Raw genomic sequence first — 24174 nt, 5'->3', positions numbered from 1 at the left:
GGCAGCTCCCGTCCATCAAAGATAATAAAAATTGTCGCGGAACAAATTATGGTGATAGGAAAGGATGGTCGCCGCCTTGCTCACATCCTGGACTTTTGATGGCAGAATGGAGCAGTATCCAGCTTACTTTTGGAACACCTTTCTGTAAAAATCCGTTTCTAGTATTTTAGCGGAATAATGGAATTTCGCATTCACTATGTCCGAAACCATGTCAATATACTTCTTATCAACAGTTGCTTTCCCCGAAGAAGTAAATTCCCTTGTAACGGAATTGTATTTTCCCCGGTCTGTAATGAAGCTTTTATCGACAAACATGACGAGCGGCTCCGAGTTCGAAAAAATGTCCCTTCCCATCAGCAGGCGCGAATCGTATTCAAGCCCGAGGAGGTTTGATAAAGTTGGAATGATATCAAGGCTGGAGGCAGGCTTATCGATTTTTTCAGGCCTCATTCCTTTTGCATAAAGAATGAAGGGGCTTTTGTACAGTTCAAACGTTTTATCAACTTTGTGCCCGGCCAATTCATCAATCGCCTCAACTGAAAGGCCATATGGATAGTGGTCCGCGCTCAACGCAATCAAGGTGCGGTCTGCCACCCCATTCTCTTCCAGTCTTTCGAGCAATTGCGCAAGTGCCCGGTCCAGTTCAACTTGTGTGGCTAAATAAGCCCTTGCCTCGGTCGACAAAGGAAGCCCATCGACGGCTTTTTTATTTTTCCAGGCGATATAATTCCCGGTAAAGTTGTACTGCATATGCCCGCTCACTGTCATGTAATACGTGTGGAACGGCTGCTGCCCAATAAAGTCTGGCACGGTCTTTTCAATCATTTCAATATCCGATTCCGGCCAGGTTTTCTTCACCTCGAGCCCCTTGCCGACGGCTTTATAGTCATACCCCATATTCGGATGTGATACATCCCTTCCGTAATAGGAATAGGTATGGTTATGGTATGCCCTTGTTTCGTAGCCAAGCATTTTCAGCTGGTTTCCCATCGTAAAGGGCATATAGTTCCGGCCGGATGCCTTAAAGCTCCAGATGCCGCTTTTCGGAATAAGCCCTGTGCAGGCAACATACTCCCCATCGGAGGTGCTTACTCCCCATACCGGATTATAAAAGTTTGTGAAATGATAGCCCTCATGGACAAGCTTATACAAAGTCGGGGTAATTTCCCTGTTTACAGCGTACGGAGAAAAACTCTCAGCGGTTAAAAAAATTAAATTATAACCCTTGAATTTTCCTGTATAACGGTTTTTTTCAGTCGGCTCTACCGTGCTGAAATACGTATACATTTCTTTCAGATTACGGTCCTTTTCCTTACCCGCGAGTTGTTCCAGATTTATATTCATTACATTGTATCCACGTCCATTTTGTTCCCCGGATGAACGTTTTGAAGGAGGGGTGTTCCCTAAATCTCCTGATGGCTTTTTGATTGAAGCGGCAAGCTTGGGTTCCCAGCCTGACAGCTGCCTCTGCATGTCAATCCTCATTGTGGTGAGCAGCCCAAGCCGATCAACCGAAAGGAGAGGCATGCTGCTTTGGTAATAGAGGTCGTATGCTGAATTTATCCCTTTCCCGCTGGCCTTCAAAGTTCCCATCCCAGCTATTTGGACGAATATGATGCATACAATAAGGGTGAGTCTATTCAACTTGTCCTGCTTTTGAAAGGATAGGTAATGGCCGAAAAAAAGAAAACTCACTGTTGGCAACAGCAGTAGAGCCAGCCAAATAGCATTCTGCCATGCAAGGGTTCCAATATCTCTCCAAAACTCGGCAACCTGTCCTCCATTTCCTGCCGAATAGACTGTATAAAAGGTTTTAAAAAACTTAAAGTAAATAAATTGCGATACGTACAAAGTGGAAACAAGCCCAATCAAAATGCACGAAACCGTAAACCCTGCCTTGCCTTCCATAAAGCCGGTAATGAAATAGAGAAACAAGGATATTCCGAGCAAGAAAATTGCCGCCAGTATATAATCCCTAAGCAGGATTTTCTGAAAAACCCCTTCCCTAAAAGCGAATTCCATGAATAACAGTGAAAAAATGAAATAAAAAAGAAGACCATCCCTCTTTCCAAACTCAGCCATACTCCCCACCCTTTGCCCCGAATGCCGTACACAATTTCTCCCTGTCTGTACGTGCTGCTTTAAAAGTATACTCGGGCAAACAAAATAAAATTACTGCTTAAAAGGACGCTCTTCCATGCCAGCGGACCTGTTTCCTCCTCCTGCGTGACCTTGAATGAAGCGGGGACTTGATTCTTTGGCTTCCTCATTAAGCAGACGGCCAATGTTTCTTTTTCAGTTAGATGGGGATAAGAAAAAGGGTAGCAATTTTTGAAGGAGGGGCAAAAATGGGATTATTGGATGACAAAGTCGCTTTTATTACGGGAGCCAGCTCGGGTATAGGGAGAGCCGCCGCAATCAAGCTCGCCGAAGAAGGGGCACGGGTCGCCCTGGTAGACTTGAAAGCGGAAAACGGTGAAGAGGTCAAAGGCATCATCGAGAAAAAAGGGGGCAGCGCCATTACAGTAGAGTGTGATGTCTCAAAGCCGGAAGATGTTGAAGCCGCGTACAAAAAAGCATTGGATGAGTTCGGAAGGATTGATATCGTTTTTGCCAATGCAGGCATCAATGGCGTAATTGCTCCAATCGAGACACTCGCGCCCGAGGATTGGGACGAGACGATTACAACGAATCTGAAAGGCACCTTCCTGACAGTCAAATACTCGATCCCTTATTTGAAGGAACAGGGCGGAAGCATCATCATTACCAGTTCCATAAATGGGAACCGGATTTATAAAAATTTTGGGTTTTCCGCCTATAGCACCTCGAAAATCGGCCAGGCCGGATTTGGGAGGATGGCAGCCCTTGAACTCGCGAAATACAAAATACGCGTAAACACCATTTGTCCGGGAGCCATTGAAACGAATATTGATGAAAACACATTTCCCGCCGAAGACGAGCTGGAGGAAATCAAAATTCCGGTCGAATACCCGGAAGGGAGCCAGCCACTTGAAAATGGCCCCGGGAAGCCGGAACAGGTTGCCGATCTTGTATACTTCCTAGCTTCCTCCCTCTCCGACCACATTACCGGGACCGAGATTTATATCGACGGCGCGGAATCGCTCTTATAGTAACTTTTTTAATGGCAAAAAGGCAGGCCTTGTTGATGGCCTGCCCTCCCATTATTCCTCTTTAAAATTGACCTCGCCAACCCCCAGATTCGAATCGATAATAATCACATCATCAGAATCCTCAAACGCCTCGTTCACGTAAACATTTTTGCCCTTCTTTGTAAAGCCATCCATGCCCACTTGGCCAATTCCTTTATCTGTCGTGATTTTCACTCCAACATCCTTAGGCAAAATGATTGTCGTTTTGCCAACGCCGAGGTTTAAAATTGTATGGAATCCTTTTTCCCGCTTGCCGCCAAGGTTTATTTCTATATCTCCGATTCCGCCGTCAACCTCGAGATTGGACAATTCAACTCCGCGCAAATCAAGTTCCGTACTGGACACACCCGCATTTACCCGCAAATCGATCGGAATCTCATCTGTCAAGGCAATCTTCCATTTGTTTTCCGCCTTGCCAAAGCTGAAATTCCAGAATCCATTCTTTTGTTGCTCAATGACTGCCTTTCCCCTTTTCCCTGAAAGATGGTAGGAAAGCTCAGGCTTAAACTTTTTGTTTTCAACAACTGTTCCTTCAAGCCATTCATCCGCGCCTCCGGTTACTTGAAGCTTGCCAACCCCCAAGTTCATTTCAACATCGAGGCTTTCCGCCTTATCTTTTTCCACAACTAAATCCTTTTTACTGCCTCCGCCAAAAATGGCTCCCATTGCGTACTTTGCCGTAAAACCGAGTACGGTTGCAATTAGTAAAACAACCAATAACTTTTTCATCCAAATTCCCCCAACCACTGTTTATAGTTTCATAATAATATAGTTGTTGGGTTTCGCATACGGCCTCGTGCCATATTTTTCTATACGGCTAGGTCTTAGCCGGGTTCGGCTTTTGGGCTTGGGGAATACATGTGAAAAAGTTGGTATCTGGGTTCATAATTTCGTTTTAAAAGCAATGGATGTCCTGCAAACGAATAGTAGAACCCATAAATGATAAGCGGAATTGCTCTATCCAATGCAATCGAAATCATTTCCCCCTTTTTTCTGTTCCTAATCTAATGTATTTTGTAAATACGTTCCAAATTGACGGCCAACTTAAGAAATATTTTTGCAGTTTTTTGGCCCGGGAAAAGATATCGAAAGTTTCGGGCCACTTATCGAAAATTTTTTGATTTTATCCCCCACTTTTTTGTACTTATCGAAAATTTCAGCACAGTTATCGAAAACTGTCACTTTTCTGCCACATTTACAATTCCAAGCTCCCCGGTTAATCATCCCGCCATGATGGCAACAGGTGAACTAACTGCCGGTTTTTTAAAAGCACTCTCTTCGAAACAGGGCAACTGCATTTTAAACAGGCTGGACCTTTAGACGAGGTTATGCTGCCGTAGCTTTCCTGGTGGAGCTGGTTTTCAATAACTTGTTTAGAGTTATCCACAATGTTCAATTTTATAAATTCCTGGCAATAAAAAAGCAGGAACTCCGCAAAGTTCCTGCATCCCTCTTCATGTAGTCGCCAAAGTATTCTTCTTTTCCAAATCGAGCAAAAATCTCTTCATATCAAGGCCTTCACGGAAACCGGTCATGCTTCCGTCCTTTCCAACCACCCGGTGGCAGGGAACAACAATCAGCACCGGGTTGGCGCCAATTGCGGAACCGACTGCGCGGACGGCGGTTGGCTTGCCAATTCGGTTAGCGATATCGCTGTAACAGACGGTTTCACCATAAGGGATTTGCCTCAGTGCTTCCCAGACACTTTCCTGGAAGGCCGTCCCACTGCTATCCAGCGGCATGGCAAAAACGTTTTTCCGCCCCTCAAGATACTCGGAAAACTCTGTTTTATACGGCTCCAGAGGTTCTTTCTTCTTGATTAGCGTCACGCCAGGGTACCTTTTTTGGATAAGCGCCTCGCATGCCCTATCATCATTACCCGGTGACCCGGCATAGCACAATCCCTTTTCCGAGGCCGCGAGCAGCAAAGTCAAAGATTCATGCTCAAGAATTTCCCAGTAAATTGTCCGCACTCCATGTTCCATTCCTGTTCCTCCTCCCCCAATGGGGCGATTTTAATCTAAAAAGTAAACCCTCGCCTCAAACGGCTTTAGCGTAAACTCTTTCTTTAACTTGCTTTCAGGAATAGCATAATTGCTTAATGCCAGCCTGCTCGTTTTATACTGGATTGAAGAAGGCATTTTGAACCGGGTCGGCGTTCCGTGGAAATTGCAGATAACGACAGCCTTTTTCCAGCCCAATGTACGCGTGTAAACGAACAGCTTTGGATGGTTTGGATGATACAGCTCATATTTTCCGTAAATAAATAGCGGGTTTTCTTTACGGAGCCGGATGAGCTTTTTATAAAAAGAAAGAATCGAATCTTGATCGGAAAGCTGGCTTGCAACGTTGATATCCTTATAATTCGGGTTTAACCCAAGCCAGGTTTTGGGCCCTGACGTGAATCCCGCCATGTGGGAATCATCCCATTGCATCGGGGTTCTCGCATTGTCACGTCCGCGTTTCCAGATAATCTCCATTATTTCTTCGTGCGGGCGGCCTTTCGCTGTTTCCAGTTTGTAAAAATTGATCATGCCAACATCGTCATAGTCGTGGATGCTAGGAAACTTGACGTTTGTCATGCCAATTTCCTGGCCCTGATAAATAAAAGGTGTCCCTTTCATAAGGAAATACATGGCGGCCATCATTTTGGCGCTTTCCTTCCAATACTTTCCGTCATCCCCCCACGTTGACACCCGGCGCGGCTGGTCATGGTTTTCAATGAAGAGAGCGTTCCAGCCCCTTCCCTCAAGCCCTTTTTGCCATTTTGTCAGGACGCGCTTTAGCGCCTTCACATCGACTGAATCCTTTGCTTTTTTGTCCCAAAGGTCAAGGAACTCAAATTGGAAGATCATATTGAAATGGCCCTTTTCCTCACCGACCCATTTATCGGCGTCTACAAGACTTACCCCGTTTGCCTCGCCTACTGTCATAATGTCATAATTCTTGATTGTCCTAGCCGAAAATTCAGATAGAAGCTCATCGATTCCATTCACGTTCATCATATAGTCGAAGCACGGCACATAGTCGAGATTGTCCGGATTCGGCATATCCGGGAGGCCGGGCTGTTTTTTAATATGGGAGATTGCATCGACCCGGAAGCCGTCAATCCCTTTATCCAGCCACCAATTCACCATGCTGTACAGCGCTTCCCTGACATCGGGATTTTCCCAATTCAGGTCAGGCTGCCGTTCGGAGAAAAGATGCATGAAATATTGTCCGGTTTCCCCATCATATTTCCAGGCGGAGCCGCTGAAAATCGATTCCCAATTGTTCGGCACTTTCCCGTCTTTTCCATCGCGCCAAATATACCAGTCGCGCTTTGGATTATTCTTTGAGGAACGGGATTCAATGAACCATGGATGCTCATCACTTGTATGATTGATGACCAAATCAAGAATCAGCTTCATTCCCCGCTTATGTACTTCCTCAAGCAATTCATCAAAGTCATCCATCGTGCCGAACTCTTCCATAATATCCTGGTAACCGGAGATGTCATATCCGTTATCATCATTCGGCGATTTATACATTGGGGAAAGCCAAATGACATCAATCCCCAGCTCTTTCAAGTAATCAAGCTTCAGGGTAACCCCTTTCAGGTCGCCAATCCCATCTCCATTGCTGTCCATGAAGCTGCGTGGATACACCTGGTACGCGACGCTCTCTTTCCACCATTTTTTGCTCATTTCCACACCTCGGAATAAAGAAAATAGTATATATCTATATAGGTTGAATCAAAAATTGTAAACTAATAGAACCTTGGGGTTAATTTCCACTTCAGGCACACGCTTTCCGCGGGGCGTCAGTGGAGCCTCCTCGGCGCAAGCGCCGTGGGGTCTCCACCTTGCCGCTGCATCCCGCTGGAGTCGGTGCCCTACGCTCCAATCAACTTACATTCTTGAAAAAAGGGTGTAAAAATCTATTTCAACCTTATAGTTTAGAAACAGCTAAATTAAAAATCTCACTCATTGTAGCATATTTCCAGCAATCATTCACCGAATCCCCCTAAAGTTTCAATTAATGGGAGAATTGCGAAAAACAAAATAGCCAGCCCTGGTTATAAGGCTGGCCTTTCAATGTGATTTATTTCTGATTCCCTGGTCTGCTGGCAATTCAAGCGACTGTTGTCTAATCAAATGAAAAAACAGGTTTCTTCGATTACCTTGCCCAGGGACCTTAAGAGTTTGCATTACCAATTAGTTGGGGATGAAAAATGCCCTCACTGTACTTATAGAAAATCAAGCCAGATTTTAACCGCGGTCGCAGAGATGAGGACCGCCAAAATGCCCTGAAGCAGCTTCACATTCATTTTCTTGCCCGCTATCGCTCCGAGCGGCGAAGCGATCAGGCTGGCAACAACCATGATTAAAGCTGGAAAATAATCGACTTGCCCGGTTGTGACCTTTCCAATTGTCGCGCCAATCGAAGAAATAAACGTAATCGCAAGGGAAGATGCTATCGTCATCCGGGTCGGAATTTTCAGGACGACAAGCATGATCGGGACGAGCAGGAACGCCCCTGCGGCACCGACAATCCCGGAACCAATCCCGACCACGAAAGCTAGGCCGGCTGCCAGCCACTTATTGAATTTCACCTGGCCAAGGGGAACATCGTCAATTCCCTTTTTCGGTACAAACATCATCACCGCGGCGATTAAGGCGAGGATTCCATAAACAATATTAATCCCGTCCTCCGACATGATTCTCGATCCATAGCCTCCGATGAAGCTGCCAATGAGAATGCTTCCACCCATGTAAAGAATCAATGACTTATTCAGGTATCCGCCCTTCCGGTATGCCCAAACCCCGCCGATGGTCGCGAACAGTACCTGAACCGCGGATATACCTGATACTTCATGGGCGCTAAATGCCGCAAGCCCAAAAAGCGGCGGGATGTACAGCAGCATCGGATATTTAATAATCGAACCGCCTATTCCGAGCATTCCGGAAATATACGAGCCGATAAAGCCGATCAGAAATATGGTTATAATAAAGGAAATATCCATACTCCCCACCTCTAGCGTATCGCACAGCGGTTAGGGCCTATTTCCATTTGCCGCTGCTGCTCGCTATCCGGGGATATTTTCCCCATATTTGTCTGGCGGATTTCCTGGTAGGAATTTGGCTGTGGCGGAAGGTTCTCTGTAACAAGCTTCCGGAATTCCTGCTCATCTTCAATATTCAGCCCATGATTTTCAGCAAATAGAACCCCAAGCTTTTTGCCTACAGATCCATCTTCATTCAGTTCTTCAATAATCATGAAATGGGCTGGAAGGACTAGCAAATCATCAGGCAATTTCCGGTACCGCGTGTAAAGTGATTCCCTTAAATCCCCAACCCAGTCCTCCGCCATTCCGGCAAGGTCCGGCCTTCCGATTGAATCAATAAACAGAATATCTCCTGATAATAGATAGCTTCCATCGATAACAAATGATGTTGACCCAATTGTGTGGCCAGGTGAATAGAGGGCATGGATGCTGATGCTCGTATTCCCAATCTTCACTTCATTGCCGTCCTCAAGCGGTTCATAGGAAAATGTCACTTCAGCGGCATCCTTTGGTGGAAGCCAGTAAACAGCCCCTGTCGCTTCTGCTATCGCCCGTCCTCCGGAAATATGGTCGGCATGCAGATGCGTATCAAACACATGGGTGATTCTGGCACCGATTTTGGATGCGAAATCTAGATACACATCCGTCATCCTTGCAGCATCAATCAAGGCCGCTTCGCCATTTGAAACCGCCATGTAGGATAGGCATCCCTTTCCAATCCTGACGAACTGGTACAGTTCCCCGCCATCCTTCAAATCACCAACCTTTACCGGCTCGAGATGCTCGCTCCAGGCTTTCATCCCGCCTTCAAGATACGAGACTTCCCTACCAGCTTCGGATAGCATATCCGCCACCATGATGGATGAACCTTCTTTTGCGCAAACAACGAGTACATCCATGTCTTCAGGAATTTGGCCTAGAATCTCCTCGACCCCGTCAAGAAGTTCAAAGTACGGAATATTTAAATGGACAAAATTTTCGCCTTCAATTTTCCAATCTCTAAAATCCTCTTTATTGCGTACATCAAGAATAAATAACGAATCTTTATTAACGATTTTCTTTGTTACTTCTTTTGATGTCATTGGCTTAACGGCCATCTTTATATACCCCCTATGGTATTATTTTTTGTAAAAAATAGTGAGGAATCCATTGGATAACCTCATTTACATGCTCTCTGTTTCACCTTGCCATTGGCTCATTCCAGGAACGACATTCTTTACGTTCTCAAAACCCTTTTCAGCCAGTTTTTGTGCAGCAAGGTCACTTCTGCTTCCAGTCCTGCATACGACTAAAATCCGATCGTCCTTGTTTAGCTCTCCAAGCCGCTCTTCCAGTTCACCAAGCGGAATGTTCTTCGCGTCCGGGATATGGCTGAATGCAAATTCGGCCTCTTCCCTTACATCCAGGAGCACAAATCCTTTGTTCCCTTTTATCAATTGCTCCAACTCTTCATTGCTGATAACATCCTGAAAACTCATTTCCGCCTTTTCTTCTGTGGAAGTTTTACGCAAGTAATGCCTCAGCACATTTCCTTCTTCAACAGTTCCGAGATATTGGTGGCCATTGCTTTCGGCCCAGGCCTTCAAATCTGCCTTTGATCCTTTGTCGGTTGCTTCCACTTCCAGGACTCGGCCGGCCTCCATTGCGGCCATCGCTTTTTTTGTTTTTACAATCGGCATCGGGCAAGCAAGGCCCTTCGCATCCAATTGATTATCCGCCTTGATCATAGATACACTCTCCTCTATMCCCTAAAGGGTAAAATAGTTATTCAGTTTTTCCTTCCCAGGCAAGCATGCCACCTGCCATATTTATTGTTTTGAAGCCGTGGCTATCAAGAAATTGGCATGCCTGCCCGCTTCGTCCGCCTGAACGGCAAACCATTACATATTCCTTGTTTTTATCAAGCTCATGCATCCTGAATTCTATCAGGCCAAGCGGGATATTTACTGCGCCCGGAATTTTGCCCTCGGCAACTTCTTCCGTTTCCCGGACATCTATGATATTAAGTGACTTGCCACCAGCCAATCGTTGTTCAATTTCATTTGGTGTAATTTGTTTCATTGTCTTGATCCTCCCGTTAAAACTAGGCATTCATGCCGCCCTTGATATTGGTGATTTTTTTAAAGCCAAGCTTTTTTAACTGTTTTGCAGCTTTGTTGCTTCTCATTCCGCTTTGGCAAATAACTACCACTTCTTTCTCCTTATCCAGCTGTGGCGCTTTTTGTCCGAGCTGGTTTAGTGGAATGTTTTTGAACTCGCGGATATGGCGTGCCCCAAATTCCCCCGGTGTTCTTACATCGATAAATTGAATGCTTTTATTCTTCAGCATAGATTTCAAGTCTTCGGTTCCGATGGTACGGACACCTTTTACTGGGAGGAGCTGTTTTAACAGTAGTAATCCTGCCAATCCGATTATTAGCCAGTTTGCATATTCCATTGAATTGCCTCCCCTTATTCATTAAATGAACAAATTGACATTCCCGTCTTCGGCATCGGCAAGGTATGCGGCAACACCCGCGTATTCAATATTGTCCAGCAGCTCTTCTTCCTTAAGGCCAAGCAAATCCATTGTCATTGTGCATGCAATCAGTTTTATATCCTGTTCACGAGCCATCTCAATAAGCTGTGGAAGGGGCATTGCGTTATGCTTCTTAATGACTTCCTTTATCATTTTCGGGCCCATACCGGCAAAATTCATTTTGGATAACCCCAATTTATCTGCGCCCCTCGGCATCATCCAGCCAAACATCTTTTCCATAAAACTTTTTTTCGCTTGAATCGGTTCATCTTTCCGCAGGGCATTCAATCCCCAGAAGGTGTGAAAGATTGTCACCTCATGGTCGTAAGCCGCCGCGCCATTCGCAATAATGTAGGCCGCCATTGCTTTATCATAATCCCCGCTAAAAAGGATAATTGTCGTTTTCTTCTTTTCCATTTCTGCCTCCTCATTCACATTACCCCAAGGGGTATAATTTGTGGTAAAAAAATTATGCTTTTTTAATCCAGAATTTAAAGGTCCCGTTTACTTCTTCCTGTTTAATCAGCTCATTTCCTGTTGAAGAAGCCCATGCTGCGATGTCCGCTTTTGAGCCTTTATCAGTTGCATGAACCTCAAGCACTTGCCCGGACTCAAGCTCCTTCATTTCCTTCCTCGTTTTCACAATTGGCATTGGGCATGCGAGCCCTTTTGCATCCAAAACTTTTACTGGTTCCATTATTGTTTCCTCCTTTTATCTTATACACATACCCGTATAGGTATTTAATTTTGTAAATAAAAGAGGGTTTCCACCCCTTTATTTGTAAAGCAGGGACGTACCTCTTGCTTCACTTTTAAATCTATATTGTATAGGCGGATTACCGGCTTTTCACTAGCAGGTTTACCGCTTCCTTAATTATTTCGTCCGTCTTTTGTCCATTTTTCTCTGCATCAAGCACACACTCAACAAGATTGGAGCTTACAATGACGCCAATTGTCCGGTCTACGGCTGAACGGACTGCGGATAACTGTGTTATGACATCCTTGCAATCCTTGTCTTCTTCCATCATTCTGAGAATACCGCGAATTTGTCCTTCTATCCGTTTGACACGGTGTTTCATTTGATCATCGTATTTCATATTTACATACCCTCCTCTTTGCCAGCCAGCGTGTAAGCCACGACTTTAATGCCTTTTTTCCTCAATTCCCTTATGCCCCAATTTTTTTCGAGGTGGTCCGACGCAATGATCAGTACCTTTTCACCAGGGATTTCCGAGGCATACCTGGCCAGATAGGCCGCCGGGATGGGCAAAGACCCCTTAATCGGATTTTTTGATGAAGCAGCATAATCACGTATATCCACTATTATATCATTTCCGATTGTTTCCTCTTCAATAATTTTGAGAGGAATCCCGTAAACCGGCATATACCTTCTATATATCAATAAGAGAAGAAAAAGAGCAAGCACCGAACCTGCAAGTAACATCATTCCGGAGCCTCCATATACGTTTTGTGGTGCTGATTACATCACTCATAATATACCCCCACAGGTATATTGTCAACCCTTATTAATAAGAATCTTGAAATCAAAAAAACAAGCGTCCATAAAGCCGCTTGTTTTTTGAAATGTAGGCATTATACACTTTTGTCGATACAGACTGCGAGCCGGTTTTCAATATCCTCAGCAAATTTCTTCAATTGTTCATTCTCCAGCATGCTTATAAGGGCTGACGGCCTCGGCATACCAATTTTCGTCTTCCCCTTCTCTTTGTAAACAACTAGTTTGCACGGCAAAAAATATCCTACTAGTTTATTTTCTTTATTCACGTAGCTTTTTTTTCAAAAAAACAAATAAAGCAGCCTGATTTGGCTGCTTCCAAGTTGTTATGAATTGTTTGCAATCTACCTTCCATCTGCCCCTTCATGAAGATGATCTTCCGCCTGTGTGGCACGTTTAATGAAAAACGCGAGGACAAGTGCGACAGCGGCAATGAAGGTTGCAATCAGGAACGAAAAGTTAATGCCGTGGAGCATCGCCTCCGTCAATACCTGCTGCTTCATCTGGGCAAGCACTTCAGGGGTTGGCTGCTCGGTCAATTTCTTCATCGCTTCCTGGCCAAGTTCCTTTGCCTGTGACTCGGTCCGGTTCGTCATAATCGTGACCAGCAGTGCTGTACCAATTGCACCGGAAACCTGGTTCATTGTATTGTTCATCGCGGTTCCATGCGGATACAGGCGGGTTGGCAGCTGGTTCAGGCCGTTTGTGGAAACAGGCATCATAACCATCGACATCCCAAGCATCCGCACCGAATACAGGATGATGAGATGCGTATAGGATGTTTCCAGTGTAAGCCTGCTGAAGTCATATGTTGTAATGACGATAATGGACAGTCCGATAATTGCCAACAGCCTTCCGCCGACTTTATCAAAAAGGCGGCCGGTAATAGGCGACATAATCGCCATCAGAATCGCGCCCGGCATGAGCAGCAAACCTGCATCCATCGGGGAAATGCCTCTTAAATTCTGTACATAGATAGGGAGAAGGATCATCCCGGAAAAGAGCGCCATGTTCACAACCATCGAAATGACAGACGCAAGGGCAAACGCAGGATAGCGGTAAACACGGAAGTTAAGAAATGGTTTTTCAAGCTTGAGCTGGCGCAAGATAAATATGATTAGGGATACGACTCCTATTGCGATTGTCCCATAAACATAAGGGCTATCCCAGCCTTTGCTTCCTGCTGAGCTGAACCCGTACAGGAGGCCCCCAAATCCAATACTTGATAATACGAGCGAAAGTGTTTCAAGCCGGATATCGACCCTTTCTTTCTTATCCCTAAGAAGGAAAAAGCCAATTAGGATTATGACAATCGCAATTGGCGTTACAAAATGAAAAAGCATCCGCCAGTCGTAATGTTCAATAATCCAGCCTGATAAAGTAGGCCCGATTGCGGGGGCAAACATGAGGATTAAACCAAAAACCCCCATGGCGGTCCCGCGTTTTTCAATCGGAAAACTGACAAGCATTACATTCATTAACAGAGGCATAAGGATTGCCGAACCCGAAGCCTGCAGCATCCTTCCCGCCAGCAAAACCGGGAAAACATGCGCGGTCCCAGCGACAATGGTCCCGATTGCGAACAAGGTCATCGCCGCCAGAAACAAGCGTCTGACCGAATACTTCTGAATGAGGTAGGCTGTGGCCGGAATGAGTATGCCGTTCACAAGCATAAACCCTGTGGTCAGCCACTGTACTGTTGAAGGCTCAACCTTTAAATCCCTCATAATGGAAGGAAGCGCGATATTGAGCAATGTATTATTCAAAAAGGCGATAAAGGCGCCAATCATCAAAACGGCTATTATTCCATAAGGCGGCCTGCCGTGCTTATTTATTGTTTGTTCCATTGTTGTTCCTCCTGTATACTTGCGGTTCATTATTGTAGACCATCGTTACACACGCACTTTATCATAAACCATCGGTCTAAAATATTCAACATAAAATTCCTGCTCCATTATTGGGTTTTTCACTATTTTTAAAAAGTATAGTATACTTTTTATACAGGCAGTATAATAAGGCCGGGTGATTAAAATGAACGACAGAAAACAACATGTTATTACAACCGCGCACCAACTGTTTATTGAAAAAGGATTCCAGTCCACTTCCATCCAGGATATCCTTGATTATAGCGGCATCTCAAAAGGAACATTTTATAATTACTTTTCCTCAAAAAACGAACTGTTAATCGAGTTAATTAAATCGATTAACAAACAGCTTGAAATTGACCGAAATGATTTGCTGATTGGGCAAAAACGCTCGGATATTGGCATCTTCATTAAACAAGTAGAGCTGCATTTGAAAACGAACAGAGCGAATAAGCTGCTTTCCCTGTACGAAGAAGTCATGATCGCAAACGATTCAGGCCTGAAAGAATTCCTGAAGAAGAACCATCTTAGAAATGTGCATTGGGTTTTTCAAAGGTTCACAGACATTTTTGGCGATGAAAAAAAGCCTTATCTTCTTGATTGTGCCATCATGTTCATTGGCATGCTTCAACAAAACTTGAAATTCAATTCGATGTCGCCCGGCTCTAGGCTGGGGATGCACGAAATCGTCCGTTACAGCGTGGACCGAATCGTGAAAATTGTCCATGAAGTTTCAGAAGCGGATGACCGCTTGCTCGATCCGTCCATATTGGACCAATGGCTACCAGGATGCGCGAAGAAAAACATTGAATTCCAGCAACATCTCCATCAGGCAATTGTCAAAATGAAAAAAGCACTGCATGGAACAGATTATCAAAAACTGTACGAACTATTGGATTTTATGGAGGAAGAACTCCTCCATTCCAAGGTGCCCCGGGGGTTCCTGATTGAAAGTGTGTTAAACTCCCTGAAGGCTGCCGCACCGGATGAAAAGGCTCAAGCCTACCAGGCCGGGCTCGAAAAACTCGAAGGACTTGCATCCCTTATCCTTTCACATTCCTCCGCACGTGACCATTAAACCTGAAGATTGCTTTCGGATCCTGTCCGGAAGCTTTTTTTATCTCCATTTTCACAAACACTAAAATACTGCACTTTCCAGTCCGCATACATACTTATCTGGCAAAAATACATAATAAGGGAATAACGAGATTACCTAACAAGGAATATGGTGGGCACTATGTTCAAATGGAAGCGAAGCAATTCACAAAAGAAACAGGAAAATAGCCAAAAGAAGCTCGATGACATTCTTGAAGCCGCCAAACGTTCAGCCGATTTCCAATCGTTCTCCCCTCTGGATAATAACCGGCTTACAATAAGCTGCTATGCGCCATTAATAGATGAGAAGCTGTTGCGCCGCGTGCTGCTTCCAGCCATCCAGAGCCATTCGGACATGCTCATCGACCTTACCGATTTGAAAAACATCATTCCATTGGAAGGAATTGAAGTTACCGAAGATACGAGTTCCGCTGAGAAAAAACTCAACCAGGGCCATGCTATCCTCCAGTTAAAGGATGGCAAAAAGTTCGCACTGGTCAATATCGCCAATCCGACGAAAGGCTTGCGCCAAAACAATGAAACGGATAATGAGTTTAGTGTAATTGGCCCAAAAATCGGATTTATCGAAAACCTGGATACAAATTTGCATTTGTTACGGAGACAGCTTGTTACGACAGATCTGATAGTTGAAGAACACGAAGTGGGACATATTTCGAAAACTCGGGTTGCCATCCTTTATCTAAACGGGATAACCAACCAAGAGTTTATCCAGACCGCAAGGGAACGGATCAAGAATGCTGATTTTGATGTTATCCATGATAATACGATTGTCGAGCAACTGCTATCGGACAATTCCACAACACCGTTTCCGCCATTCTTGTCAACCGAAAGAGCGGACAAGGCTGCCTACGCTCTGAAGCTTGGCCAAATTGTTATTTTGGCTGAGGGCTCCTGTTATGCGATTACCGCTCCAGTTTCGATACTGGACTTCTTCAACTCTCCCGAAGATTATTATGCTTCATGGGTTCAGGGGTCTTTTTTCAGGTTGATCCGCTTTTTCGGGGTATCTTTTTCTGTCTTCGCCACTCCGATTTATATAGCTGTCCTAACGTACCATTTTGAAATTATCCCGGAAAACTTGCTTGGCCCAATTATTTTTTCCAGGGCAAACGTTCCTTTCCCGCCATTCCTGGAAGTACTCTTTCTGGAAATAACAATTGAACTCCTCAGGGAAGCGGGGGCAAGGCTGCCAAGTAAAATCGGCCAAACACTTGGAATTGTCGGCGGGATTGTCATCGGGCAGGCAACTGTGCAAGCGGCCCTTACTAGCAATATTCTGCTCATTATTGTCGCGCTAGCCGCTTTGTCATCCTTTACAACGCCCATTTACAAAATGTCGAATACGGTTAGACTTCTACGATTCCCATTTATATTTATCGCCGCAATCTGGGGCGGGTATGGGCTTGCCGTAGGGGCAGTCCTGCTTCTCGGCCATCTTTTCCGGCTTAAATCGCTTGGAATCCCTTATATGATTCCGTTGTTTCCATTCAGGCCAGCGAGTATGGGGGATGCCTTTATACGGTTTCCTTATTATAAAGCAAACAAGCGCCCAAGTTATTTACGGGCGCTGAAGGAAAACCGGTTTTCACCCTCGGGAAAAAATGATAGGGAAAAGGATATCAATACGGAATAAGAAAAGGCGGGGACATATGAATCGAAAAGCGCTCGTTGCTATAAGCCTTCTTTCGCTGCTAATAGCGGCTTGCGAGAGAACGAAGATTGTCGACCAATTGACTATCATCAATACGATTGGCTATGACACCTATGGGGAGGACGGGCTAATGGCTACTTCCCTTTATCCCGATTATACGAAAAGCAAAAGCCAGGAGAATATCCAGATCAGGAAAACACGTGGCAAAACCTCAGGTATGCTGCTCCACCGGACAAATGAACAAACAAAAAATCCAATTGAATTATCCAAAATACAGGTCATTGTATTCGGGGAGGAGTTTGCGAGGAAGGGTATAGGACATATTATTGACACGGTATTTAACAATCCGATGATTGCCACTGACATACAGATGGCTGTCGTTATTCCTACTGCCAGAAAATATTTGGAAGAGGTCAAAAAAAAAGGCGCACTTTCACTATCAGATACCATTGTCCAGAACTATACAACTGCCTCCTTCCCCCGGTCCAATCTACATATTTTTTTAAATAATTATTATGGCCGTGGACGGGATCCATACATGCCAATTGTGAAGCTAGGGACTGAACAAAATGTTTACATAAACGGGATGGCAATTTTCAAAAATGATCAATACACACTCTCCCTAAATGATAAACAGTCCTTTTTTCTTGGAATGCTGGATGAATACAAACATATGGGACTACTGGAGATACCTATTAAAGACGGATCCAGAAAAGATACCATTGTCGTGCGCACGATGAAGAATAAACCTGAATGGCTGGATATTAAACCAGGTACGGAGCCTTCGGTAAAGTTGTCTCTTAGTGTCTTTGTCTATATTCGGGAATACCCCTACTGGATCAACTTGCACAATCGAAAAGACATTCATTTGCTTGAAAAAGCAATTGAAAAAAATTTCAAGTCTGAACTTTCCAAGTTAATCGAAACTCTTAAGGAAAATGAGGTAGATCCTCTTGGGTTTGGCGACAGATTTAGGGCACACGACCGGAATTGGGAAGAAAAAAAGTTTTATAAGGAACAATATAAAAAACTAAAAGTCGCGATTGAAGTTAAAACAACGATCATTCAGGCTGGAATCATGAGATGACGGAATTGGGGTGAAATGATGGTAGCAGTCCAGGAAAAAAATAAAGTTTCACCGTTTCTTCTATTCTTCCTGCTCCATTCCTCGCAGGTTGGCTTCGGGTTGTTAAACTTTCAAACAAAAATCGCCCAAGCAGCCGGCCAGGATGCCTGGATATCAGTCCTCGCGGTTGGAGCGAGCATTAGCATTGTATTGGCAATGGGCTTTAGTGCAATAAAAACAAGTTCAGGAGGGGATTTGGCCTCTTTCCAGCTGGAGGCATTCGGAAATTTCTTCGGGAAGCTGGCGAATACAGGGCTTGTTTTTTATTTGTTGCTGGGCGGTTTCCTGACCATCTATAACTATATTGACGTTCTCCAAACCTTTGCTTTTGACAGAATTCCTCTCTGGGAACTATCTCTTGGGATTTGTATTGTCGTTTATTATATCGTTCTCGGTGGATTCCGGATTGTTACTGGCCTTGCTTTTTGGGGAGTACTCATCCCACTTCTCATTTCACTCCCCTTCATCATGCTTTTTCAATACTTCCAGATAAGAAACATCATGCCGATCTTCGCTCATGGATTTAGTGATTATCTGCAATCGGCCAAACACAGCACAATTATTTTTACGGGCTTTGAGTGTGTATTTATTTACCTCCCCTTTATTAAAAATGGCAACAAATCAACCAAATGGGCTTATTTGGGCCTATTGATGACGACATTGTTGTATTTCACTATAACGATCGTAACATTTTTGTACTACACCCAGGGAAAGCTTCTCCATACTCAATGGCCGACACTTACAATGATTAAAGTCATTTCTTTTTCAGTCGTGGAGAGTTTCGAGTTTATCTTTATTTTTGTATTTTTTATTGTGATTGTTTCGACAGTATGCATCTTTGTATGGTCGTGTACGCGGACACTGAAAATCACTTTTAACTTTAAACCTTCCAGGTCGCTGTTGGGAATCATGACAGCCTATTTCATATTAAATATCGGCTTTGAGGATATCTTGTTCGGGCAGAATATTAATAAAGCTGGCATGTATGTAATCATCTCCTTTATTTATGGCTACATTCCGTTTATTTTTCTCGTTAGCCTTATTCGAAAAAAACTTTTTAAAAAAGGCCGGTCTAACCAGCCTTGATGGGGCTGGCATCCCTCTTTGACATCTTTCTCGCCAATTTAAGATTTAATGCGAGAATACTGAAGATAAGGGGGTATGCGAGGAGGGAGTACCAAATCTCCCATCCCCGGTAATAAAAAGTATGAGTGTGAATCGAAATATACTCGGCTCCTCCTACAAGGCATGTACAGAAGATAATGTAGAATGTTTTTTTAAAAAACCCTCCTGAATGGGGGTAGAAATTAAGGTAAAGGATGTTTGCTGCTGGATATACAAACAACAATATAAGGATATATTCCCAATTTATCCTTTTATCCAAAAACCCGTACAAGTTAAGCTTTACGCCCAAGTATAAGTCAGTAACGACACCAAACAAGGATGCGAACAAGGAAGTGGTGTACATCTCCAGCACTGAAAGCCGCTTTGGGATAACGAGGACACATACTATCGAGATGATGGAAACGATAAGTAAAATAAGCAAGCTTTTCGCCCCTGCTTTCTATGAATAGATGGTTTTTTGCTAGTTTGCCCTCAAAGTAAACCTATTATCGAAAAACGCCTTTTGGAACATCAAAAACATTCCATAATAATACGATAAAAAGAATGGAGAGCAGCCATGCCAATATTGGCCTTGAGTAGTGGACTTTCAGCATTGAAAACATAACCGCATTGAAAAAGATTGACCAATAAAAATTCCAGCCGTTGTAATACTTTATTAAGTTTAACTTTATATCGCTAAGTTCATTCAGCGAATACAGAAGGACCCAGCACATAATATAAAAAAGCTGGGTGACTCCCTTTTTCTTTGGAAATTTCGAGAGGTAAATAAGGATTGTCGCGGGGTATTTTACTAAGATGATGGACAAGGAAATATGTGCGCTCGTCAAACCTTTCTCCAAGTCGATTCCCTGCGGGGTATATCTCCACATTGGATAACGGTCGGAGAGCAAGTAAAGATACAAAAGATCACCGAGTGCAAAAAACAAGATGGTAGAATAATACTTCTTCCAGTTTTTCAAATCTCCCCATTTAAAAAGCGCCGCAAGCCATAAAAGGCCGTAAACCGCATTCATTCCATACACATCCTTTACAAAAAAGCGCCATATGAGCTGTTGACTCTCAATAAGTTAATATCTTGCATCCAGGCTTAAGGTGACCGAAATACTCCTTGTGGTAGCCCGTTGGCCAGAAAATCCACTATACATTTTAGATTTGAAAAAGGCTCTCCGCAAATCAGAATCCTTTACCGAAAATTAGGTTGAATTTTATTAAGCAAAAAAAACAGCCTATTTGGTTCTTCACCAAAAGGAGTGGTTTATTCCTCTAATATTGCCCGAAGGAGGTGCTATCTACCGTTGTTCGGGCGCTAAATCTTCCTTTAGAGCCCAAGGGAGGTGCTGTCCATCGCTGTTCGGGCGTTAAAACTTCCTTTAGAGCCCGAAGGAGGCGCTATCAACCGCTGTTCGGGCGCTAAATCTTCCTTTAGAGCCCGAAGGAGGTGCTATCTACCGCTGTTCGGGCGCTAAATCTTCCTTTATTGTCCGAAAGAATTTCAGGAGGTTTCAGTCCTGCCATCTGGTTAGCAAACTTGTTTATTTTTTATAGAGGGCGGTACTCTTTATAGGGCTTTTCTTATATTTTTCGCATAATCGGCAGATGGTCCTGTTATCAATTCATTCGTTAAAACCACCCTTTGTGGTGTATTACAGCCTATTAAAGTGTTTTCCAAAAAGACCCAATCTAAACCTTGTTTTTTCCGGGACATTTTTTGTCTCCCTGTGTTGCCATGCATCAGGTTCAATATAAAAAAGGCCAGGTCTCTTCGTTAAAGGAGACCTGGCCTTTTCCTATTTATCTTTTATTCTTTTTATCTTTACCTTTTGACAGCCTGCCCGCCAAGAAAGCTCCAACAGCCACTCCAAGGATGGTATTCGTCTTTTTGTTGAACACTTGCTTGAATACAAGGTTCAGGTTCTGCGGCCTTTCGGCGAGGCGGCGCATAAAGTAGCCGTACCAGTCTTTTCCGAATGGTACGTATGTGCAGAAATTGTAGCCTTCCTTCGCAAGTTGAAGCTGAAGGTCCCGGCGGAATCCGTAAAGCATCTGGAATTCGAATTTGTCATTCGGGATATTGTTTTCCTTCACAAATTGCTTGACATAGTTGATGATGTTGTGGTCATGGGTTGCAATGGATGTGAATTTACCGTTCAGCAGGTGCCACTCGATAATGCGGACATAGTTCGCGTCGATGTCCTTTTTGTCCTGATAGGCGATTTCCGCAGGCTCTTTGTAGGCGCCTTTTACGAGGCGGATCCGCATGTTTTTATACTTCTCAACTTGTTCCTGGGCATCGTGGAGATAAGACTGGATAACGGTACCGATGTTTTCGTAGTCAGCGGAAAGAATGTCCACGAGTTCAAGGGTCGCCGCGAGATGGCCCGAATCTTCCATATCGATGTTGACAAAAATGCCATACTCATTTGCTTTCGCGACGATTTCCCTTACATTTTGCACACAGAACTCAAAGCCAATGTCAAGGCCAACCTGGGTAGGCTTGATGGAAATATGTGCATCGACCTTATGGTCATGGATTGCCTGAATGACCTTTAGAATCTGCTCTTTGGCTTCAATCGCCTCTTCCTCTTGGAAGACGAATTCGCCAAGGTTGTCAACGGTTGCAGAAATTCCGTGTCTATTAAGCTCTTTAATGCTTTCAATTGTTTCCTCAATAGTTGTCCCTGCGACAACGTTTTGCGCGCCGAGTTTCAAGCCGTAATTTTTGGCTGCAGTGTTCAGAAATTGGTTTTTAGAAAGCCCAATGAAAAAGTCTCTAAGCATCCCTTTTGCTCCTTGCTGTTTTCCTCTATTATAGCATGCCTCTTTTCAAAATTATCAAATTTAATTTAATTAAAATTTTTCTACAATAGCTTTTTTTACCATTTACACTGTGGTAATTAAAAGATTCGTCTAAGCTGCCAGTCTATAGCCCAAACCTGCTTATTTCTTTAGCAACAGCTTGTTTTACCGGCGGAAAATAAGGCTTTTTAAAACCGTAGGCGAAAAGCTTTTTTGTTTCGGAAAATCGCGCTTCTTTGCCGTCCGTCCCCATAACAACGCTGATCAGCCTCTTCCTGCCAACTTTTGCTGTACCGGCGAAGCAATAGCCGGCAGCATCCGTAAAACCGGTCTTAAGGCCATCAACGCCTTTAAAGGCAAAATCCGGATTACTTAGCATGGCATTTGTTGTAAGAATAACCAATCCATCATATTGTAATCTGTATTCCAGCAGGCTTGAAATGGCAAGTATCTCAGGGTAATCTTCTATCAGTCTTGTTGCTAGAGCGGCAACGTCGGCAGCTGTCATCATAGATTCTTGTCCGTTACGATTTGCCAGTCCGGTCGCGTTTATAAACTGGGTATGCTCCGAGAGCCCTATATCCCTTGCTTTCTGGTTCATCCATGCCGTGAATTCAGCTTCCGTTCCCGCTGCTTTTTCTGCCAAGGCGACAGCTGCATTGTTGGCCGATGCGATTTCCATCGCCATGAATAAATCCCGTACGGTAAGCGTATCTCCCAGTTTCACAGGGAGGGAAACCCCTTCACTGCCAACCGCACTCTCGGATATTTTCACCCCATCGTTCCAGCCGAACTTCCCCGCCTGGATTTTCTCCAGAATGAGATAAGCCGTCATTAGCTTGGTCATGCTCGCGGCGGGAAAAGGCATGTCCTCATTTTGCGCAAACAGAACATCCTTTGTTTCCGAGTCGATTAAAATCGCAGCCCTGGCATTAACAATAGGACCCTTTATGTAAAACGTCGAATAGCCCGCTCCTGCCAACAACGCAAAAATGATAGCGGCTGCCGCGGCCAGCCTGTATATTCTTTTCATTTGGCTCCCTCCCTCACCTCAAAAATCCTTTTTCCAAAAAGCATGATTACCCATTTATAAAAAAATGCTTTAAGGAGATAAACTGATATCATTTTTTAGGCAATAGAAAACAGGGACCTATAATTTGGCCCCTGCATTTTTCGAATTATTCCTTGGAAAATTCTATGGTACTTCTTACTGTATCTATTGGACGAACCTTTGCTTCAATTTGTTCCCGTTTTGGTTCAAGAAATGGCGGAAGTGATAATTTTTCCCCCAGGGTTTCGTACGGCTCATCACCCATGAACCCCGGCCCGTCTGTCGCAAATTCAAAAAGAATCTGCGGGGCGACCCTTACATAGAGCGATTTGAAAAAGAAACGGTCGATCAGGCCGGATGTCTGGAAACCGAAGCTTTCCATCCGTTTCATCCAATATTCCAGCGCCGAACTATCGTCCACTCTAAACGCTGCATGGTGGACTGTTCCAAACCCCTGCAACGCCTGCGGGAGCACTGTATTTGCTTCGACCACGATCCCCGCGCCGTTTCCGCCTTCMCCGCCTTCGAATAAGTGGAGGGATCCTTCCTCCGCCACTTTTGTGAATTCCATTACCTTTTCAACAACCTGTATAAAGTAATCATAATGGGCGGTGCGTACATATATTGGCCCAAGGCCGGTGATGGCATATTCAAGCGGGATCGGCCCTTTTTGCCATGGGGTACCCGGCAAAACCCCTTTTACGTTTTCGTCCGAAATCAACTGGTAGTGCTGGTCATCAAAATCGACAAACGGCAGTGTTTTTCTGCCAAACTGCTCCTTGATTCCGGTATGGCTGACCCCCATCCTGTCAAAACGCTTTACCCAGTAATCAAGAGCTGCATCACTTGGCACACGGAAAGATGTTTTATAAATTTCATTCGTGCCATGGCTCCCCTTAGGAATACCAGGAAAGTCAAAAAAGGTCATATCCGTTCCCGGGCTGCCAACATCGTCCGCGAAAAACAAATGGTATGTTTGGATATCATCCTGGTTGACTGTTTTTTTGACGAGCCGCATGCCAAGCACATACGTAAAAAACTCATAATTCTTTTCGGCGCTGCTTGTAATAGCGGTCACATGGTGTATACCTTTTAAACGATTCAATATAAAAACCTCCTATAAAGGTGCTTGATTTATTTTTTCCCCATTTGCTGGAGATTTACTCTTAATAAAAATATCTTTAATTTGAGAT

25 protein-coding genes and 1 pseudogene are annotated in these 24174 nt (G+C 44.2%); 5 read left to right on the top strand and 21 right to left on the bottom strand.

Going from position 1 to position 24174, the window contains the following annotated elements:
• Positions 1-123 precede the first annotated feature (123 nt).
• Positions 124-2082 carry an LTA synthase family protein gene (locus ADU24_RS03025; RefSeq protein WP_053365244.1) on the bottom strand — a complete coding sequence of 653 codons (1959 nt, stop codon included), beginning with the start codon at positions 2080-2082 and terminating at the stop codon, positions 124-126.
• 266 nt (positions 2083-2348) lie between these two features.
• Between ADU24_RS03025 and ADU24_RS03020 the strand changes: the two genes are divergently transcribed.
• Positions 2349-3131 carry an SDR family oxidoreductase gene (locus ADU24_RS03020; RefSeq protein ID WP_053365243.1) on the top strand — a complete coding sequence of 261 codons (783 nt, stop codon included), beginning with the start codon at positions 2349-2351 and terminating at the stop codon, positions 3129-3131.
• A gap of 51 nt (positions 3132-3182) precedes the next feature.
• Here the strand turns inward: ADU24_RS03020 and ADU24_RS03015 are convergent, their stop codons facing one another.
• The 14 genes and pseudogenes from ADU24_RS03015 to ADU24_RS02950 all read right to left on the bottom strand — a co-directional run bounded on the left by ADU24_RS03015 (position 3183) and on the right by ADU24_RS02950 (position 14098).
• A complete protein-coding gene (locus tag ADU24_RS03015; protein ID WP_053365242.1) occupies positions 3183-3899 on the bottom strand; it encodes a toast rack family protein in 717 nt (238 codons plus the stop codon).
• A 725-nt stretch (positions 3900-4624) separates the two neighbouring features.
• Positions 4625-5155 carry a methylated-DNA--[protein]-cysteine S-methyltransferase gene (locus ADU24_RS03010; RefSeq protein ID WP_053365241.1) on the bottom strand — a complete coding sequence of 177 codons (531 nt, stop codon included), beginning with the start codon at positions 5153-5155 and terminating at the stop codon, positions 4625-4627.
• Positions 5156-5185: 30 nt separating this feature from the next.
• Entirely contained in the window at positions 5186-6856 is a 1671-nt protein-coding gene (locus tag ADU24_RS03005; protein ID WP_053365240.1) for a glycoside hydrolase family 13 protein, read from the bottom strand.
• Positions 6857-7398: 542 nt separating this feature from the next.
• A complete protein-coding gene (locus tag ADU24_RS03000) occupies positions 7399-8175 on the bottom strand; it encodes a sulfite exporter TauE/SafE family protein (protein ID WP_053365239.1) in 777 nt (258 codons plus the stop codon).
• An 11-nt stretch (positions 8176-8186) separates the two neighbouring features.
• Positions 8187-9314: an MBL fold metallo-hydrolase gene (locus ADU24_RS02995; RefSeq protein WP_053365238.1), complete on the bottom strand. Its 1128-nt coding sequence runs from the start codon at positions 9312-9314 to the stop codon at positions 8187-8189.
• Positions 9315-9380: 66 nt separating this feature from the next.
• Positions 9381-9944, bottom strand: a complete 564-nt coding sequence (locus ADU24_RS02990; protein ID WP_053365237.1) for a sulfurtransferase TusA family protein — start codon at positions 9942-9944, stop codon at positions 9381-9383.
• Positions 9945-9981: 37 nt separating this feature from the next.
• Positions 9982-10278: a rhodanese-like domain-containing protein gene (locus tag ADU24_RS02985; RefSeq protein ID WP_053365236.1), complete on the bottom strand. Its 297-nt coding sequence runs from the start codon at positions 10276-10278 to the stop codon at positions 9982-9984.
• Between the two features lie 22 nt (positions 10279-10300).
• The gene (locus tag ADU24_RS02980) at positions 10301-10654 is read right to left on the bottom strand and encodes a rhodanese-like domain-containing protein (protein ID WP_053365235.1); all 354 of its coding nucleotides are present in this window, start codon (positions 10652-10654) and stop codon (positions 10301-10303) included.
• Between the two features lie 21 nt (positions 10655-10675).
• Positions 10676-11152: a DsrE/DsrF/DrsH-like family protein gene (locus tag ADU24_RS02975; RefSeq protein ID WP_053365234.1), complete on the bottom strand. Its 477-nt coding sequence runs from the start codon at positions 11150-11152 to the stop codon at positions 10676-10678.
• 52 nt (positions 11153-11204) lie between these two features.
• Entirely contained in the window at positions 11205-11432 is a 228-nt protein-coding gene (locus ADU24_RS02970; protein WP_053365233.1) for a sulfurtransferase TusA family protein, read from the bottom strand.
• Between the two features lie 139 nt (positions 11433-11571).
• Positions 11572-11832, bottom strand: a complete 261-nt coding sequence (locus tag ADU24_RS02965) for a metal-sensitive transcriptional regulator (RefSeq protein WP_053365232.1) — start codon at positions 11830-11832, stop codon at positions 11572-11574.
• 2 nt (positions 11833-11834) lie between these two features.
• A complete protein-coding gene (locus ADU24_RS02960) occupies positions 11835-12182 on the bottom strand; it encodes a hypothetical protein (protein ID WP_053365231.1) in 348 nt (115 codons plus the stop codon).
• Between the two features lie 146 nt (positions 12183-12328).
• Positions 12329-12520: pseudogene (locus tag ADU24_RS02955) on the bottom strand (DUF302 domain-containing protein); the annotation flags it as partial.
• A gap of 75 nt (positions 12521-12595) precedes the next feature.
• Entirely contained in the window at positions 12596-14098 is a 1503-nt protein-coding gene (locus tag ADU24_RS02950; protein ID WP_053365230.1) for a DHA2 family efflux MFS transporter permease subunit, read from the bottom strand.
• Positions 14099-14282: 184 nt separating this feature from the next.
• Between ADU24_RS02950 and ADU24_RS02945 the strand changes: the two genes are divergently transcribed.
• The 4 genes from ADU24_RS02945 to ADU24_RS02930 all read left to right on the top strand — a co-directional run bounded on the left by ADU24_RS02945 (position 14283) and on the right by ADU24_RS02930 (position 19095).
• Positions 14283-15194 (top strand): TetR/AcrR family transcriptional regulator, encoded by a 912-nt coding sequence (locus ADU24_RS02945; RefSeq protein ID WP_053365229.1) that lies wholly within the window; start codon positions 14283-14285, stop codon positions 15192-15194.
• 159 nt (positions 15195-15353) lie between these two features.
• The gene (locus ADU24_RS02940; RefSeq protein WP_231689554.1) at positions 15354-16865 is read left to right on the top strand and encodes a spore germination protein; all 1512 of its coding nucleotides are present in this window, start codon (positions 15354-15356) and stop codon (positions 16863-16865) included.
• Between the two features lie 16 nt (positions 16866-16881).
• Positions 16882-17970 (top strand): Ger(x)C family spore germination protein, encoded by a 1089-nt coding sequence (locus ADU24_RS02935; RefSeq protein WP_053365227.1) that lies wholly within the window; start codon positions 16882-16884, stop codon positions 17968-17970.
• 18 nt (positions 17971-17988) lie between these two features.
• Entirely contained in the window at positions 17989-19095 is a 1107-nt protein-coding gene (locus ADU24_RS02930; protein WP_053365226.1) for a GerAB/ArcD/ProY family transporter, read from the top strand.
• Here ADU24_RS02930 and ADU24_RS02925 read toward each other — a convergent pair.
• The 6 genes from ADU24_RS02925 to ADU24_RS02905 all read right to left on the bottom strand — a co-directional run bounded on the left by ADU24_RS02925 (position 19082) and on the right by ADU24_RS02905 (position 24086).
• The gene (locus ADU24_RS02925; RefSeq protein ID WP_053365225.1) at positions 19082-19555 is read right to left on the bottom strand and encodes a CBO0543 family protein; all 474 of its coding nucleotides are present in this window, start codon (positions 19553-19555) and stop codon (positions 19082-19084) included. The genes ADU24_RS02930 and ADU24_RS02925 overlap by 14 nt on opposite strands.
• Positions 19556-19619: 64 nt before the next feature.
• The gene (locus ADU24_RS02920) at positions 19620-20147 is read right to left on the bottom strand and encodes a CBO0543 family protein (protein WP_053365224.1); all 528 of its coding nucleotides are present in this window, start codon (positions 20145-20147) and stop codon (positions 19620-19622) included.
• Between the two features lie 545 nt (positions 20148-20692).
• Positions 20693-20839, bottom strand: coding sequence for a hypothetical protein (locus ADU24_RS22885; RefSeq protein WP_156324505.1), 147 nt, complete (start codon positions 20837-20839; stop codon positions 20693-20695).
• Between the two features lie 86 nt (positions 20840-20925).
• A complete protein-coding gene (locus tag ADU24_RS02915; RefSeq protein ID WP_053365223.1) occupies positions 20926-21912 on the bottom strand; it encodes a proline dehydrogenase family protein in 987 nt (328 codons plus the stop codon).
• Positions 21913-22054: 142 nt separating this feature from the next.
• Positions 22055-22963, bottom strand: coding sequence for a D-alanyl-D-alanine carboxypeptidase family protein (locus ADU24_RS02910; protein ID WP_053365222.1), 909 nt, complete (start codon positions 22961-22963; stop codon positions 22055-22057).
• A 145-nt stretch (positions 22964-23108) separates the two neighbouring features.
• Positions 23109-24086, bottom strand: coding sequence for a ring-cleaving dioxygenase (locus ADU24_RS02905; protein WP_053365221.1), 978 nt, complete (start codon positions 24084-24086; stop codon positions 23109-23111).
• Positions 24087-24174: the final 88 nt, after the last annotated feature.

The organism is Bacillus sp. FJAT-27245, assembly GCF_001273955.1.
Classification (GTDB): Bacteria; Bacillota; Bacilli; order Bacillales; family Cytobacillaceae; genus Bacillus_D.
This window is presented reverse-complemented; position numbering and strand designations above follow the sequence as displayed.

What these genes read in the sequence shown, in the direction of transcription:
- ADU24_RS02970 (WP_053365233.1), bottom strand. Translation starts at nt 11,432, where the DNA reads ATGGAACCAGTAAAAGTTTTGGATGCAAAAGGGCTCGCATGCCCAATG.
- ADU24_RS02935 (WP_053365227.1), top strand. Translation starts at nt 16,882, where the DNA reads ATGAATCGAAAAGCGCTCGTTGCTATAAGCCTTCTTTCGCTGCTAATA.
- ADU24_RS02950 (WP_053365230.1), bottom strand. Translation starts at nt 14,098, where the DNA reads ATGGAACAAACAATAAATAAGCACGGCAGGCCGCCTTATGGAATAATA.
- ADU24_RS02985 (WP_053365236.1), bottom strand. Translation starts at nt 10,278, where the DNA reads ATGAAACAAATTACACCAAATGAAATTGAACAACGATTGGCTGGTGGC.
- ADU24_RS03005 (WP_053365240.1), bottom strand. Translation starts at nt 6,856, where the DNA reads ATGAGCAAAAAATGGTGGAAAGAGAGCGTCGCGTACCAGGTGTATCCA.
- ADU24_RS03020 (WP_053365243.1), top strand. Translation starts at nt 2,349, where the DNA reads ATGGGATTATTGGATGACAAAGTCGCTTTTATTACGGGAGCCAGCTCG.
- ADU24_RS02940 (WP_231689554.1), top strand. Translation starts at nt 15,354, where the DNA reads ATGTTCAAATGGAAGCGAAGCAATTCACAAAAGAAACAGGAAAATAGC.
- ADU24_RS03000 (WP_053365239.1), bottom strand. Translation starts at nt 8,175, where the DNA reads ATGGATATTTCCTTTATTATAACCATATTTCTGATCGGCTTTATCGGC.
- ADU24_RS02910 (WP_053365222.1), bottom strand. Translation starts at nt 22,963, where the DNA reads ATGAAAAGAATATACAGGCTGGCCGCGGCAGCCGCTATCATTTTTGCG.
- ADU24_RS02965 (WP_053365232.1), bottom strand. Translation starts at nt 11,832, where the DNA reads ATGAAATACGATGATCAAATGAAACACCGTGTCAAACGGATAGAAGGA.
- ADU24_RS02995 (WP_053365238.1), bottom strand. Translation starts at nt 9,314, where the DNA reads ATGGCCGTTAAGCCAATGACATCAAAAGAAGTAACAAAGAAAATCGTT.
- ADU24_RS22885 (WP_156324505.1), bottom strand. Translation starts at nt 20,839, where the DNA reads ATGTCCCGGAAAAAACAAGGTTTAGATTGGGTCTTTTTGGAAAACACT.
- ADU24_RS02990 (WP_053365237.1), bottom strand. Translation starts at nt 9,944, where the DNA reads ATGATCAAGGCGGATAATCAATTGGATGCGAAGGGCCTTGCTTGCCCG.
- ADU24_RS02975 (WP_053365234.1), bottom strand. Translation starts at nt 11,152, where the DNA reads ATGGAAAAGAAGAAAACGACAATTATCCTTTTTAGCGGGGATTATGAT.
- ADU24_RS02930 (WP_053365226.1), top strand. Translation starts at nt 17,989, where the DNA reads ATGGTAGCAGTCCAGGAAAAAAATAAAGTTTCACCGTTTCTTCTATTC.
- ADU24_RS02980 (WP_053365235.1), bottom strand. Translation starts at nt 10,654, where the DNA reads ATGGAATATGCAAACTGGCTAATAATCGGATTGGCAGGATTACTACTG.
- ADU24_RS02960 (WP_053365231.1), bottom strand. Translation starts at nt 12,182, where the DNA reads ATGATGTTACTTGCAGGTTCGGTGCTTGCTCTTTTTCTTCTCTTATTG.
- ADU24_RS02915 (WP_053365223.1), bottom strand. Translation starts at nt 21,912, where the DNA reads ATGCTTAGAGACTTTTTCATTGGGCTTTCTAAAAACCAATTTCTGAAC.
- ADU24_RS03010 (WP_053365241.1), bottom strand. Translation starts at nt 5,155, where the DNA reads ATGGAACATGGAGTGCGGACAATTTACTGGGAAATTCTTGAGCATGAA.
- ADU24_RS02920 (WP_053365224.1), bottom strand. Translation starts at nt 20,147, where the DNA reads ATGAATGCGGTTTACGGCCTTTTATGGCTTGCGGCGCTTTTTAAATGG.
- ADU24_RS03015 (WP_053365242.1), bottom strand. Translation starts at nt 3,899, where the DNA reads ATGAAAAAGTTATTGGTTGTTTTACTAATTGCAACCGTACTCGGTTTT.
- ADU24_RS02945 (WP_053365229.1), top strand. Translation starts at nt 14,283, where the DNA reads ATGAACGACAGAAAACAACATGTTATTACAACCGCGCACCAACTGTTT.
- ADU24_RS03025 (WP_053365244.1), bottom strand. Translation starts at nt 2,082, where the DNA reads ATGGCTGAGTTTGGAAAGAGGGATGGTCTTCTTTTTTATTTCATTTTT.